General features: G+C 43.2%; 11 protein-coding genes and 1 pseudogene. 6 read left to right on the forward strand and 6 right to left on the reverse strand.

Translation table 11 applies throughout. The features are described from left to right. Positions 1–79 precede the first annotated feature (79 nt). Positions 80–1,258 carry a cysteine desulfurase NifS gene (gene nifS / locus L9W92_RS09865; RefSeq protein WP_240083595.1) on the reverse strand — a complete coding sequence of 393 codons (1,179 nt, stop codon included), beginning with the start codon at positions 1,256–1,258 and terminating at the stop codon, positions 80–82. Positions 1,259–1,645: 387 nt separating this feature from the next. Between nifS and L9W92_RS09870 the strand changes: the two genes are divergently transcribed. Further along, the gene (locus L9W92_RS09870; RefSeq protein ID WP_240083596.1) at positions 1,646–2,818 is read left to right on the forward strand and encodes a WD40/YVTN/BNR-like repeat-containing protein; all 1,173 of its coding nucleotides are present in this window, start codon (positions 1,646–1,648) and stop codon (positions 2,816–2,818) included. 54 nt (positions 2,819–2,872) lie between these two features. On the opposite strand, the gene L9W92_RS09875 is transcribed toward L9W92_RS09870, so the two are convergent. After that, complete coding sequence (locus L9W92_RS09875; RefSeq protein WP_240083597.1) at positions 2,873–3,571, reverse strand: glycoside hydrolase family 25 domain-containing protein; 699 nt, start codon at positions 3,569–3,571, stop codon at positions 2,873–2,875. 185 nt (positions 3,572–3,756) lie between these two features. Between L9W92_RS09875 and L9W92_RS09880 the strand changes: the two genes are divergently transcribed. Continuing rightward, positions 3,757–4,602: a stalk domain-containing protein gene (locus L9W92_RS09880; protein ID WP_240083598.1), complete on the forward strand. Its 846-nt coding sequence runs from the start codon at positions 3,757–3,759 to the stop codon at positions 4,600–4,602. A 178-nt stretch (positions 4,603–4,780) separates the two neighbouring features. Here L9W92_RS09880 and L9W92_RS09885 read toward each other — a convergent pair. Continuing rightward, positions 4,781–5,399 (reverse strand): annotated as a pseudogene (locus L9W92_RS09885) (transposase); the annotation flags it as partial. A 1,470-nt stretch (positions 5,400–6,869) separates the two neighbouring features. On the opposite strand from L9W92_RS09885, the gene L9W92_RS09890 reads away from it, so the two are divergent. The 3 genes from L9W92_RS09890 to L9W92_RS09900 all read left to right on the forward strand — a co-directional run bounded on the left by L9W92_RS09890 (position 6,870) and on the right by L9W92_RS09900 (position 10,251). After that, a complete protein-coding gene (locus L9W92_RS09890; RefSeq protein ID WP_240083600.1) occupies positions 6,870–7,835 on the forward strand; it encodes a hypothetical protein in 966 nt (321 codons plus the stop codon). 476 nt (positions 7,836–8,311) lie between these two features. After that, entirely contained in the window at positions 8,312–8,686 is a 375-nt protein-coding gene (locus L9W92_RS09895) for a BlaI/MecI/CopY family transcriptional regulator (protein WP_312038085.1), read from the forward strand. Beyond that, positions 8,683–10,251 (forward strand): M56 family metallopeptidase, encoded by a 1,569-nt coding sequence (locus L9W92_RS09900; protein ID WP_240083601.1) that lies wholly within the window; start codon positions 8,683–8,685, stop codon positions 10,249–10,251. Before L9W92_RS09895 ends, L9W92_RS09900 begins: the two co-directional genes overlap by 4 nt. A gap of 231 nt (positions 10,252–10,482) precedes the next feature. Here L9W92_RS09900 and L9W92_RS09905 read toward each other — a convergent pair whose 3' ends face one another. Together L9W92_RS09905 and L9W92_RS09910 are read right to left on the reverse strand one after the other, a co-directional pair. After that, on the reverse strand, positions 10,483–10,965 hold the full coding sequence (locus tag L9W92_RS09905) for a cell wall hydrolase (protein WP_240083602.1): 483 nt from the start codon (positions 10,963–10,965) through the stop codon (positions 10,483–10,485). A 267-nt stretch (positions 10,966–11,232) separates the two neighbouring features. After that, complete coding sequence (locus L9W92_RS09910) at positions 11,233–11,805, reverse strand: RNA polymerase sigma factor (RefSeq protein ID WP_240083603.1); 573 nt, start codon at positions 11,803–11,805, stop codon at positions 11,233–11,235. A gap of 715 nt (positions 11,806–12,520) precedes the next feature. Between L9W92_RS09910 and L9W92_RS09915 the strand changes: the two genes are divergently transcribed. Continuing rightward, on the forward strand, positions 12,521–12,874 hold the full coding sequence (locus L9W92_RS09915) for a helix-turn-helix transcriptional regulator (RefSeq protein ID WP_240083670.1): 354 nt from the start codon (positions 12,521–12,523) through the stop codon (positions 12,872–12,874). Positions 12,875–13,047: 173 nt separating this feature from the next. Here the strand turns inward: L9W92_RS09915 and L9W92_RS09920 are convergent, their stop codons facing one another. Then, positions 13,048–15,030, reverse strand: a complete 1,983-nt coding sequence (locus L9W92_RS09920; protein ID WP_240083604.1) for a peptidoglycan DD-metalloendopeptidase family protein — start codon at positions 15,028–15,030, stop codon at positions 13,048–13,050. Positions 15,031–15,060 lie beyond the last annotated feature (30 nt).

Raw genomic sequence — 15,060 nt, forward strand, 5'->3', positions numbered from 1 at the left:
CGAGCAAAGCTCGCCCTTGACATCCCCAAAGGTAGTGGTTCTGAATTAAGAATATCTATAAACACCAGGAAAGGAGGACCTAACTTAAGTCAGCCAAAAATTTGTCTTGACAATGGGGAGCACCGTAATGTTCCACTGCTTGAGATAAAATGTCAACAACAAAGTCTATATCATTTTCCGTATTTTCATTTCCAAATGTAAATCTCAATGAACTAAGTGCAACTTCTTGTGGTAAGTTCATGGCCAAAAGTACATGTGATGGCCTCAGTGATGCGCAACTACATGCGGAACCACTGGAAACATAAATTCCCCTTTCATCTAAAAATGACAATAGGTTTTTTGCATTTACAAGTTCAAATGAAATATTCGCATTGCCAGGAAGCCTTTTGGTAGGATGGCCGTTTATCCTTACATCAGGTATTTTCTGTGATACTAGATTAACAAATCGATCCCTCAGCGCTTTAATCACCTTGTTATTCTTATCCATATCCTTTGAGGTGATTTCTATTGCCTTTCCAAACCCCACAATACCGGCTACATTTTCAGTTCCGGCTCTCTTGTCCTTTTCTTGGGAACCCCCATGCATAATTTTATCAATATTAGTACGATTCTTAATGAAAAGCGCCCCAATGCCTTTCGGACCATATATTTTATGTGCAGATAGAGAAAGCAAATCTATATTAAGATCTTTGATATCTATAGGTATATGGCCTATTGCTTGTACCGCATCCGTATGAAAATATACATTCTTTTCTTCCGCAATTTGCCCTATTTCTTGGATAGGCTGAATAGTTCCGACTTCATTGTTGGCATACATAACGGATATAAGAATGGTATTTTTCTTAATGGAAGCTTTCAGTTGAGCGATTGATATCATTCCGTACTCATTTACCGGAAGATAGGTAACTTCAAAGCCATTTTGTTCCAGAAACTTACATGAATGAATTACCGCAGGATGCTCAATGGCTGAAGTAATGATATGGTTTCCTCTGGAGTGGTTTGCTAGAGCAACTCCTTTAATAGCCCAATTATCAGATTCTGTTCCCCCTGATGTAAAAAAAATCTCTTCCGCTTGACAGTTTAAGGAACTGGCTATTTTAGCGCGCGCGTTTTCAATAGCTGTTTTACTTTCGTTCCCTAGATTATAAACGCTGGAAGCGTTCCCGAAAAATTCCTTGAGGTATGGATACATTTCTGCAAGAACTTCTTTTTTAACATATGTCGTCGCCGCGTGATCTAAATAAATATATCTATTCATAACAAAATTACTCCATTCTCAAAAGTTTTTATTATTAGTAAAGATAAAAAATTGTTTAATTTGTAAACACGTATTCAGGCATAAACAAAAAAATTTTTTACAAAATCTGTTGCAAAAACCTTATCTCATTGTCTTATATAGAGAGAAAGGATAGGTAAGTGCAATAAATGATATAAATATATGGAAATTATTTACAAGAAACAAATTGCCATAAGACCGCCATTCTTAATGTGGCAATGGATGCCAATATTTTGCTGAAAGCAAATTTTTAAGCCTTTCACGAAGAAGGAAATCGGTATGCTTCTGTGAAAGAATGGCGATGTAAAAAATGAGTAAACGGCGGAAGTTTCTCACATCTATAGGAAACGCAAAGGAGGATGTTAATAAATGCATAATAAAAAAATCTATATCTTAACAACAATTTGCCTTATAGCTCTTCTATTAAGCGGTTGCAACAATAATCCAGCTAAGGGAAAAGATCCGGCAAATAAATCAGCAGAAAAGTCCCCAATACTCTTGAACGCTGAAATAGCAGATGCCAAATTTTCTTTTCTTGACGATAAGGTTGTTTGGATAGGGCTAAATGTTGACAAACAAGATTCGCCCTCTACGTTACTATTTTCTTCCTCCGATCATGGCCAAACATGGTCGAGTACTCAGTTAGATGATTATAGTATTGTATCAATGCAGTTTGTTGATCGTGAACATGGTTGGGCGATTGGGAATGTGAAATCCCAGTCTGCAGAAAAAGCTTATTGTATCTTAGCTACCCAAGACGGCGGCAACAATTGGGTAAAAAAATACGAAACGTTACAAGCTTCGAGAATATCACCTTGTCAGATTCAATTCTTGAACACCAATGATGGGTTTGCCAGATTCAATAACGAACTACTCAGTACAACCGATGGTGGTGAATCCTGGAAACAAATTTGGTCCATAGAGGACCTTATGTCAGTCGATTTTAAAGACAACAAGGAAGGATGGGCATCGAGCAGAAATTCTATCTGGCATACGATTGATGGTGGCAATACCTGGAACAAAGAATGGTCAGTACCCGAAAATATTAAAAAAAGGCTTGAACCAATCAGCAGCAAGGTTATCATTAATTCAACTTCGGAGGGGTGGGCTTTGTTTTCCAGCGAGGGGACAATGTCGCAATCTTCAAAGATTGTTTTGCACAAGGATCAATCTAATCACTGGACAATCGAGAGCGGTTATTACATGGCTGAACCTTCTTTTTCCAGAAATCCTGCTCCCTCTGAAGCCGGTGATCTTTTCCCCATAAGCGGCACAAGCGCTTTTCTGATAGCTTATACACCATCCACATATCCAGTTACTGTACTGAAAACAAACGATCAAGGTAAAACATGGTCAAAAATAATGAATGAGTCAAAACCGAAAGGTTTTCCTGTCATGCTGCCTGGAGATCTCGCCAGAATTAATTTTGTCAATGAGCAACTGGGCTGGGGTGTTATTGTTAATACATCACAGAGTAATAAATTAAACATTGTGAGAACCGAAGATGGTGGGGCAAATTGGAGAACTATCCTGCAAAAATAATAAGCGCCCTGCGGGACGCTCGGGCGCTTATTAATCACCAAAAACTTCTTAATATTATGGTGTTATTAGATGGTTTAACAAGCTAGACTGATTTGGATTGATTTCGTCCAGATCCATATTATTGCAATATGCAGCGAACTGCCAGAGCAGAACAGGTGTTGAAATTGAATAGGAAGGGGTATGCATGCTTGAGTACGTATCCCAGTCAGGTAAGCTGTAACAACCAGATCCGAACCATCCGGCTATCCATAATCCGTTGCATCCCATTCCATAGTCATTGAGTGCTTTTTCAAGTGCCTTGAAAGTAGCAGTATCGCTCCGCGAGGCATAAATGCAAGGGGTTACATAGTCCGAAGTGGACATGATTCCCCGCGCCCATCCAAAATAGTATTCGGCTGAGAGCGGAGTGCCATATTCAACGTCTAAGAAGAAATATGCACCAGCACTGGGTATCTTCGATGATCCAAATGTTAATATGAGATCATTGACGTTTTTTACACCATCGGAATAGCCCTGTTGTTCTGTTCCACCAACGTTGGCTGTTTGACGAGCTATTGGTAAAACCTTGATTCCTGCATTACGCAGGAGACTGCTTTCGGCACTGGCACTATACTCGCAGTCTGAACCTGTAGTATAATCCGTAAAGTATCGTCCCCAAAACGCTGGATTCCTGCCGAATTGGTTATAAGCGTTTGTTATCATTGTACTTGTTACACGGCTGCAACTATCGACACCAGGTAAGCCTGTTGCCATTGTTATCCACCTTCTCCTTAAATTATTCATTTGACTTGCAAGTCTGCTTAATTAAGGAGATCATAAGTCTCAATTTGTAAACCGCATCCTTAAAATTTTTTCAAAAAACATGTTGCATATAGACCGTGATTATTGTCTTATCTTATTGAAAGTAAAGTATTCCATAAACAGAAAGGATGTTGAATATGGTTAAGAAGCTTACTGTTATTTTATTCGCAATCGTTTTTACAACGTTTGGAGCTTGTTGGGCAATAGCTGAAGAGCAAGTTCCAGCCATGACCCTTAATGGTGAGCCGCTGCATTTTGTCAACAATGTCCATCCCATAATCCAAAATGGTTCAATATTAGTGCCCCTACGCCAATTTACGGAAATACTAGGGGGGCAGATAAACTGGAACAGCTCTACCAATACGGTTGATATTGAAATACCGCATGCTATCGCCAGCAATCCTCAAAACAGAGTATTCCTGTATCCTTTTGAATACAGCAAAGCGGCCTACCAAGGATTTATTTTGGAATCCAACGGGCAACGAAAGTATTTTGATTGGGAAAATACAGCTAACCCGTCCTTTATCCCTCAGCTTGAATGTTTGGATATAAATTATGATGATAAGAATGAAATTGTTGTGATTTTATGCAAAGGGACCGGTACTGGTGTAGCCCAATACGAAATTCATATTTTGGATATGGAAACGTTTGAAGAAATACCGGTGGAAAATCCACTGGATTATATTAACCAAGAGGTACGTACCTCGATAACCAAAACCTCCACCGAACTTTTAATAGACATAAAGATAGGCGACAATGAGTCACATCTGTGCAGACGCGAACTTCCCGTTTCCGCTAATGAGAATATTTATTTTGGAAATATTATTCGCTACGAGACAGAAGGGCCAAATATTTATTGCACTGTAGCCGGCCAGTATTCTCCAGCGGGCTTTGTGGGCGATTTCAGAGTATATTATGAATATGACCCAGCAACCAATGAAATGAAGGCTTCTAAAGTTGTATTTGAAGAGTATGATATATAATAAAAAAAAGGGCGTGTCGCAAAACGTTGATTAGAAAACGTAGGGCGACACGCTCCTTTTTGTTTGAAACAGACAAAACATTAGATCTACACGGGTTAATTTCACCATTTGAACCCTGTTTTGGGCACAACAAAAACAAGGGAAGGTCTTTTCCCTGTGAATAACTTTGCGGTTTTGGTCAGGCCGCTTGGGGAAAATGTAAATATGCTCCGCAGCGGTTGGATTGGATCTTGTTGTGGAGTTTGTTTATGTTAAATGCACTGGCCAGCAACAGGAACTCCTGTCTGCACTTTTACCTGGCCTCGCAGGAGAAAACGCCGAAAGCTCATGTCCTGTTTCAGAACGCCGAAGGCACCCTCGACTTGAATGGAACGGTTTACCCGTAAAAGAATGCCTTCGTCGGTATTGATCCGGGCTTCCATCTCCATACGTTGTCTCTGAAAGTTCTTAGAGACATAAAGGTTCTTACTGCGCTCCTCCAGCGGTGTCTTGCTTGCTCCTTTGATGCACTTGGTCTTATGCGGACATCCATCGCAGTGGGTACAGGAATATACGGTGGTCACGAGGGGGTATCCGGTCTTTGATTTGGTTTTTTTCTCATACGCAGCCTGGATCGGATAACCTGCGTGACAGATGTAGGCGTCATTTTCGGCATCGTAAGGCATGTTCTCCCGTTTGCCGATGTCGCTTTTGTATTTCCTGGTCTTGGCCTGGTCATGGTTGGCGGGCTTGATGAAGGCCATCTGTCCGTTCTCCTCGCACCAGGTATAGTTTTCTTCACTCTCGAATCCTGCATTTTACGGCAAAAGACGGCTTCTGGCATCTGCCAGTCGCCGCCTTTTGCTGTTTTTTGGGGCTGTTAGTGCAACAGCCCCTTCTGCAGTGGGCTATACCATCATCGGCATGCCTGGTTCTCCGACCCCGGGGAAGCCCTGCGTAGCTCGCCATATCGCTACACAGGATGTGGTTTTCCGGACTTTCGACGCCGTCAACCTTCCCGGTTTACTCTTTTCGAGGCTCAGTCACTTTCAGGCCTACTACCTGACTGTCTACGCTTAGTGTCTGCGATTACTCCCAGACACCCAAGACTCGCTATTGGTGACTCGGTTGGTGTCTTTCCAAGCAGGATTTCCACCTGCTAAACTTCACAACCTGGGCTTGGTCGCACCGAAAGTTGAGTTAATTATTTGAATAGCGTTTACAAATCACTTATCTTGATCTCTTTAGTAAGTAGGTTTGCAAGCCAACATTATTAAAGTGGGTGAGACTTTATCGAATACTCAGCGCAGGGTCCCAGCTGATCGGCAGAGCCCAACCCACAGGAAGACGCAAAAAACGAGATGAAAGGGGGTAATTCCAATGTTTCTGTAAATGCGCTCATACACAGCAGCTTTATAACACTTTCATCATTATCCAAATAATAAAGAAAGGAGAATTTCAATGAAAAAATCTATAAAAGCAGTCATGGCTCTGACCATGGTCATTACCATTCTGTCCGCAGGTACGGCTTTCGCTGCTCAAAGTTTTTCTAGGCCTACTCTGCAAAACGGCACCCTTAGTGGACTAACGGATTGCGGAGCTCCCGGCTCGCCTAATCTTAGTTACTCAGAAACAGCTCTATCGTCCCCTACCTCAAGCTCCTATATCAGAGCAACTCACCAAGTGGTAGATTATTATACGGGAGCTACTGTTGCGACACCAAGTCCTGATTCCGGGTTTGGGAAGAGTTACGTTTCGTCATATGTCTTTTTGAGCCCTGGAAGATACTCTTCTTTCGGTGCGCATGATTTCTATAACGGCTCTGAGACAATTGCCGAATATACGAATTATTACGGATTTTACGTCTATTAGCATTTATGTTGTCTGGCAGGAACGCGCGTTGCGCGTTCCTGCCAAACAACCAAAAAAGAAGATATTCCAGAAATGGTTCATTGCTACACCCCATGGAGAGATGTATAGCTTTGCTATATTTAGATTTACCTACACACTGCGTTGTTTGTGTACAAATCTTCCTGTCTTACGTATTGTCTATTAAAACAAAACCTACTTGCAATTTACTCGGGGACAAGTGTGGACATTTTGGTTAATCATATCGCATAGATAATCCAGCATACAAAAATCTTTATAATTTGAAAGGAATGACCATTAACATGAGAAAGATAGTAGTATCTCTGGTGATGAGCATCTTATTTTTGTTTTCATCTTGCGCGAAGGAACCCATTCCGTCGGAATCACTGCCGACGGGTATAGATCCCCTTGATACTTCGGTGAGTAGTAATTATGGTCAATTATCGGCAATAGGAAAACCACTGCCGGAGGGTATGATATTGCGTGAAAGGGTAAACTATCCGCATACCTTGGGATACGATATATACAACGGCGAGCCTATCGAGGTTTCACTCGAAGTCTTAGCAAGCAAAACTCCAATTTACACAGAGGGTTACATGGTTTTTGTCGAGGGTATACCTATACTTTCCAGAATTAAGGTAGACGGTGTTATGCGCGAAAAAGAGAAATATATGCACATTGTTCATCATCGCGAGGAAACCACGACAAATGTGAATTTGTATTTTGAGCCGCTTGGATTTCAAGAGGGAGAAATTGTGGAGTTTTATATTGCGTATATATTTACTCCCTCCTATATTCCATACGAGTATTATCCTTTATATGGAAACACGCATAAGATAATGAGATCTCCTTCGAGCCCTGTTAAAATAAAAAGAGGAAGCGATTCCACAACGGAAAAAACGGCATTGTTCCCCTCAAGAATATATGATATTCCTAATGAAATATATAAAATGTATGAGTATGAAGACGGGACGAATTATTTAGACACAAACCCAATTGTCGAATTATGCGATGGTAGCGGGAGTCAGATTGTACAACAAATGGGTGCGAAAGGCTATACAGATTTAAAGATCAAACTATATGGAGGAAATTCAACCCAATATAGAATTACACTATTAATCGACCAACAGCCGGTTTTGGTATCGGGTAAAGACTATCTTGAGGTTACGCTTGAGAAAGGCACGACGGTAGAATTTGATTTTACGATAGACATATCTGAACTTGATAGAAAAAATACAATTATGGCAGTTGCTGTTCCTTTTGGAGATACATTTCAGAGGTATATTACACATTCTGATCCGGTGTTGCTGATAAATCTGGACAAACCACAAGCAGAAGAGGACATCGTCCCATCTGATTATAAATATGCTGAAGGAGACGACTGAGCCAGTTGTGATTTGAAGCCCGTCACACCAAATATTTGTTTGATATCTTTGGCTATGCATGCGAGCCGAGCTGAATCTTGCTAAACCACTGATTCCATGGATAGGTAGACTATATAATCCCGTCGTCTACCACATTGAGGGCAAGGAGGTTATTGAGACTTCTGTTCAACCAGTCTGCAACGTACGTCCGGCTTCGCTATCAACAGCTCCCATTCGTAGTTATTATTCTACGAATGGGAGCTTCTTGCAATGGTCGTTTTTTACGACGCAGTGCAATATGACCGCAGGCTTTCTGATTGTTATACTAAAACTAAGCAGAAACTGCTTGTGGGGATCAACCGTTTTTTAAATGCCTAGGAGTATCGAGTAGACGACCAATGAACGGCAATATTTTTTTGATTGCCTGTTGACAAACTTGGATTACGGGTGTAATATCATGTTAGACTTACAGATGTAGTCAAGGGAGGCGATATATTGTGATTCCGAAAATATCGGAAGCAGAACTTGAGGTCATGAAGATTCTTTGGGAAAGAGGGACCGCTACTAGTACGCAAATTATTGATGTATTGTTGAAAACAACGGACTGGAAGCCCAAAACCATACAGACTCTGATAACAAGACTTGTATCTAAGGCTGCGGTCGCGGCAGACAAGACAAACCCCAAGATGTTCTTATACCGTGCGGAGGTAAGTCGTGAACAGTACATGGCAGCAGAGAACCAATCGTTTTTGCGGCGGGTGTATGACAACTCCATGAAAATGATGCTTGCCACTTTTGTTCGAGAGCAAAAACTCACAGATGAAGATTTTGCAGACTTACAAGCCCTGCTTAAAAGCGAGAAAAAAATATGAGTGCGCTATGGAATGCCGTTCTAACAGCATCACTTTATGGCGGAGTTGTCGGGCTTATACTACTTGCAGTCAAACAGGCACTATTCGGTAAAATCAGCGCAAAATGGCAGCTTGGCTTGTGGATGATTCTTATACTAAAATTGGTTATCCCTATTGGCCCATCAAGCGAATTAAGCCTGTTTAATTGGATACCACAACACCCCGTTACGCCGATTGTTTCCTATACGCCGCCTGTATCCATCCCCGACGACATTATCACACATGAAAACGTGATGCAAACAACCCCAGAATTGGTGGTTGAATATCCATCACCAAAATCCGACACCCCTATAATATCGGTGTTGCCATATGTGTGGTTGGGCGGCGCAATGCTCACATTATGCTGGTTCTTTCTCGGTTCACTATTCTTGCGCCGAAAACTTAGGACATCAAGCCATGCTGCCGATAGCCGGATTATAAGAATATTCCATCAATGCGCAGATGAATTGAATCTCCGGCGCATGCCTGATATCATAACACAAGATACTGTAAAAACACCGTCGTTGTTCGGTCTGTTACGACCGGTGATTCTGCTTGGCGAAAACATCAATGACATGAACGATGAGCATATACGGTATATATTGTTACATGAACTATTGCACTATAAACGCCGCGATAATATTCTTAACATCTTACTCGTCGTTTTACAATCAATACACTGGTTCAATCCCGTTCTCTGGTTCTGCTTTTATAAAATACGAGAGGATATGGAGCAAGCGAACGACCATGCCACTTTACACTATATCAACTCTACGGAACATACATACTACGCCGATGCGCTTTTAGCGGTACTTAGATATGTGTCTTGGTTATCGCCACCTCTTTTGAACGCAATAGGCAGTAAGAAAGTTTTGACAAGGAGGATTCAGATGATTAAGCTAAATGGATTACTAAATCGGAGAAAAAGAGTTATTTCAACATTATGTATTGTTCTTGGTGCATCTTTATGTGCGGTCTTGTTAACCGGAGCGATGGAGAAATCGATTTTTGATTCCACAGTACTCAATGAACAGGACTATATAGTGCCGCAAACGGATGATAGCCTACAATCGTCTGTTGATTTATCGGGTGAAGAATCTTCCTCGCCGGAAATGAGTGCGCCAAACGATAGCAATATCGACGGGAAATATCTGTGGCCTGTAACGGGGTATAATCATATTTCCGCTGCATATGGTTCATCCATGCATCCCATAAAGAAGGAAATGGTGTTTCATAACGGGATTGATATTCCGGCACCTGAAGGCACACCTGTACTTGCCGCCGATAAGGGAACAGTCGTCGAGATAGGAGATAATGAAACAGATGGTAATTATGTCATTTTGAATCACGGCGGCGATATTCAGACTTTTTACTCGCAATTGTTTGGATTTGCAGAAGGACTTGCAGAGGGCGATACCGTGCAACAAGGCGACGTTATCGGCTATGTTGGCTCGACCGGCGAATCAACAGGCAATCATCTACACTTTGAGTTGAGCGTCGATGGTGAGAGTGTTAACCCGACGAGCGTTTTTGCATCGGAGGATTGATTTTTCCGCAGTGTCACGGATGGTGTGTTTACCTAATAACCATTCTTGGAGACATTCTGGCGACGTGGTAGTTGTTAAATATGTGTGGGTTCCGTGAAAATGCGGAGCCCACATTTTTTTATGGACTACCCACAACTATATTTTACGGCAAAAAACGGCTTCTGGCATCTGCCAATCGCCGCCTTTTGCTGTTTTTGGGGCTGTTAGTGCAACAGCCCCTTTTTAAATGATTTAGTAGCCTGCAACTCTGAAGAAAGTATGGTCTTGAAGAACAACCTTTTCGACTACATTTTTCCAACCAGTGCCGAAACCATTGTATTGTTCTACACCCTCGCTTATCCTGGAATGGTTGTTATAATAAGTATTTGTGTTGAACCATAAGCAAGTCCCAATGGGGTTATACTGGGTAGTATGGTTTTGCGCAATATATAAGCTAGAAGTCCATCCATACTCAGTGGTATTAGGGCAACGAGCAGCATAAGTATACATTCCTGCAAAACCGCCTGACAATATTACTCCTGCAAATGTATTTCCCCCAAATTCAGATAAGTTCTTTGCAATACGGTTTTTGACAACCCAGCAGACACCTTGCCTTCCCACATATTCTTGGTTCCCTGCCTCTGAATACATAACTCGGGCCAGTAGATCAACGCTATCTTTCCCATTAAATTCCGATAGTCCGGATTGATCTGTTAAACAATCACCATAGGCCATTTTAAATTCCCCTTTCCAACTTTTTTTAACACATGCATGCATTTGTTAAATAAAGAGAAAGGGAAGTCTTATTTGTAAACCTGGCATCATAATTTTTTATCAGTATCTTCGATTTTTACGAGGACATCTTTCAAATGGTATTTCCTAATGCAACAGCAAGTATAAATATTTTTTAGCAAATACCTGTAAATACGGACTCAAAACTTTTTTTGTAATCGCTCAATAGAATGCCGCTTACATTTTGCTTCAAATGAGACAGTATATAAGCTAGAAAATAAAAGTTCTTTTGTCCTCCTGTGTAATGCTTGTTTGCAACCATTTTTCTAATTTTTGCAAAGCTCGTTTTTTCGTCTGATTGACTGCTTGTCTACTAATTCCATAAATATCTGCGGTTTCGGTTACGGTATAGTCCAATAGATAGATCATTTTAATTATTGATAATTCAGATTGGGTCAGCAATTTTTCAAAACCTGTTATTTCAAGTTTTAAATATGGGTCAGAGGTAGTTGACGCAGCTTCAGCATAATAAAGTTGACCCTCACTAAGGGCCGAATATGGTATATAATTGCGAAGTTTCTTTAAGGATATTAGCCTTCTTATATAGCTGCTGCGGATAGATGTGCATATGTAGGAAACGAGGAATTTTTCGTTTGGTCCGCGTATACGATCAAGCCGAATATTATGGAGAAGCTCGATAAAATCTAAAAGAAGGTCGTTATATGCATCGTCATAATAAAGCTTTTTGGCATATTTTTTTAATAACGGGTTGAATTTCTTTATGAGCGTTAAAGTTGCCTCGCTATCGCCTGCCTGTGATTGGTTAATCAGTTCCTCAATCATTAGGCATACCACCCTTCGACTGCTAAAGAGATGGAATGCCTGATTTTGTAAACATTAAAAATATTTTTTTTGCATCAGTTTCACCTTCCCAAATAGAAAAAAGAACAGGAAATGCAGCAAATAAACTGCTTATCCTGCCCTGTTACATTCTTTTTGGAGAGATGATGCTTTTCTATATTTTAGGGAAAGCAATTCATTGCTAGCAATAAATAAAAAGGGTTGATTTTATTTGGCATAAATAGAATCACTCCGCACTTGATTTTGTTGGCATGGTTATTAATGCCAAAATTTTCCTTTGTGTATTTAAAAGACAATTTAATAAAGATTTTGCAACACTTCATTTTTAAATTTTTATCCCACTGCAAAAGGGGTTGCCTGATAATTCTCCGGATCATTGCGGTTGGCATGGCCAAAGGCAAAAAAGCCCGACTGGAAAAAATAATCGGGCGCGGAAGCGTGTATTTCTTAATGAGTGATGTGTGTATGTAATCTCATGGCCGTAAGAGTCCCGTAAAACGTCAAGGCTTTTTGATAGAGCAGAAGCAGATTATCAAAAAAATAGACACTGCATCCTCCCTAGGCCGCCGTGTCCGGAAATATTTTGCCTGTGCCATTGATATAATAGGATTTATAAAACTACACAGTGTATGACACCACATCGTTTAGATTTTGTGATGCGCATTGTAAAATGACAAAGGGTGATATGACTATGTCAATGCGCAACACAAAAAAGTTATATGATTTTAAGGCTTTCGGTCAAGTCATAAAATCAGCACGGGAAAACAAAGGATGGACACGAGAGGTATTAGCCGGAAAAGTTAATCTTGCCCCTAGGTACATCATGTCAATTGAGAACAAGGGACAGCACCCGAGTTTTCAGGTTTTTTATGAGCTTGTCACTCTTTTCAATATTTCGGTAGACCAGTTTTTCTTTCCTGATACCGGGGCTGAAAAAAGCACACGCCGCAGACAGCTTGAAAAACAATTGGACGAATTGGACGACAAAGACCTTATCATCATAGAGGCTACCGCAAAGGGAATAATCAAAACAAAGGAAGCGGAAAAATAAAAGACCTCCGCTTCCTTTGCTGTCAGCCTAGAAAAGCTCACCGGCAACCGATGGGCTTTTATAGACAGACAAAATAAAAAGGCCCGCCATGGGGCAAGCGCTCCCGTGGCGGGCCTACCCGAAACAGGATTTTGACGTTTCGTTTCCAGTCTACAGCGCAAGTCAGACAATCCTTACCATGCCGCCGTATAATTGGAGAAGTACAGCAGGGGGTCAACCCTTGTACCGTCGATAAAAATTTCAAAGTGCAGGTGCGGGCCTGTGGACAGTCCCGTGCTGCCCACGAAGCCGATGGTCTGGCCCTGCTTCACCGTCTGCCCGGTGCTGGCGCTCATTTGGCTCATGTGGGCGTAAAGGGTCATATTGCCGTTGCCGTGGTCAATGATGAGATAGTTTCCATAGCCGCCCGCGTCGTAAGCGGCGGTTGTGACCACGCCGTCCGCAACAGCCAAGATCGCCGTTCCGTATCCCGCCCCGATGTCAATGCCGCTGTGGGTTTTGTAGACGCCCAGGATGGGGTGCAGCCTGGTGCCAAAAAAGGAAGTTACATAGTCGCTGGCGGCGCTGGGCCAGATATAAAGGCCCTCCGCAATAACCTCCGTCCCGTCCCCCAGGTGTCTGAAACCCGTGATCAGGGCTATAAAATACTGGTCATAGTCGCCGCTCAGAAGGTCCTCCAGTACTTCCCTCTGGTCGCCGTTAAAGCGGTAGATTTCCGCCTGCTCCCCTGCGGTTCGCTGGGTGATGATGATATGCAGAATGCGCTCGTACCACGTTCCCCCGTCGCTGTCGGTATGTGCCACGGTTTCTATCCAGTGGTCAATCTCCGTCATATCCCAAAACACTTCCCGGATGAGGTCAACACGGGTCTGGTCGATGGTGACAACATCCGTGCCGTCGTCGGTCAGGGCGGTTTTAACGGCGAACACGGCCAGAATATCTATCCAGATATTGCCCCGGCTGCCGCCGGTGCCGACGTACTGAACATCCAGCGTGTCCCAGGTGTTGTCGTTCTTGATTTCCTCTATCCGCTGGTTGTATTCCTCATTCACTTCCTGTATCACCACGGAGACGGGCGTTACTCCCGCGTCCTTGTTCTCATCGGAAAAGAGAAGGCCAAAGGGAGACGCGAATAGGGCGGACACGGCGATAATAATCAGGAACAGGGCAAGGACGGCTCCGCCTGAGCCCACCACGGCGATCAGTCCTTTGGTCAGCGCGGCGGCGGTTTTGACGGTCAGCTTTGCCATATGAATCGTGAGTTTGGCGGCGGCCCTTGCTGTCTGCGCTGACCGTTGCGCCGCTTTAGCGGTGGTCTGTGCGGTTTTAGCCGCCGTTTGAGAGGTTCTTACCCCGGTCTTGGCAGTTTGCCCGGCGGTCTTAACCGATTTTTGCGCCGTTTTAATGGTGCCCTTGGCAGTTTCCTTTACCGCTTTGCTGCCGGACCGGGCAGATTGCCGGACGGTGCGGCCAGTGCCGCCGATGCCAGTTTGAGCGGTATGCCGTGTCATATTTCCGCCTGATCTGAACACGGGACTTGGGATGGCCTGCGCGGTTTTGGCTTCCGCCGCCTGAATTTCTCTGTTTTGGGTAAACCGTGCCTTTGCCCGGCTCTGAACAAACCGGCGTTTAGCCAACTCGTTGGGCTTGGCCAAGGTATATTTTCGTTTGCTCCTTTCCTTTGCTTTGAATGGGGCGGCTTTTCGTTGGGCCGATTGTTTGGCCTGCGCGGGAGCGGGGTACTGCTCTGGTGCTTTTCCGGCCTTGGTCGAGGCAATTTGCTTTCCCTGGGAAGCGGCGCTTTGGCGTGTTGGGGGACGCCCGGCTTTGGAAGGGGAGGAGGTCTGCTCCGCCGCATGACCGTCGTCGGCGGCGTGATGGCTGTCCGAAGGAGGATTGCGGCGTTCCTTAATTTTTTGAACCGTCTTTTTGCCCTGACGCCCCATCGTGTGAACAGCTTCATTGCCGACCATTTCCGCGCTTTCCTTTGCCTTATCCTCGGCATACGCCAGATAGCTGTCGTGTTCCGGCTCCTGCGTCCGCTCGGCCCGCTCCTTGGTCCGGATAAAAGCGTTTTTCGCCCTGCGGGTCACATCGAGGCTTTTGTCCAGCGTCTTAATATCCTTGACGGTGGCTTTGGTCTTGATGTCTTTCAACGCGCCCACCTCCTTTCGGTGTTTCGCTGG

Origin of the sequence: Pelotomaculum terephthalicicum JT (assembly GCF_022410535.1) — a bacterium.
GTDB lineage: Bacteria > Bacillota > Desulfotomaculia > Desulfotomaculales > Pelotomaculaceae > Pelotomaculum_D > Pelotomaculum_D terephthalicicum.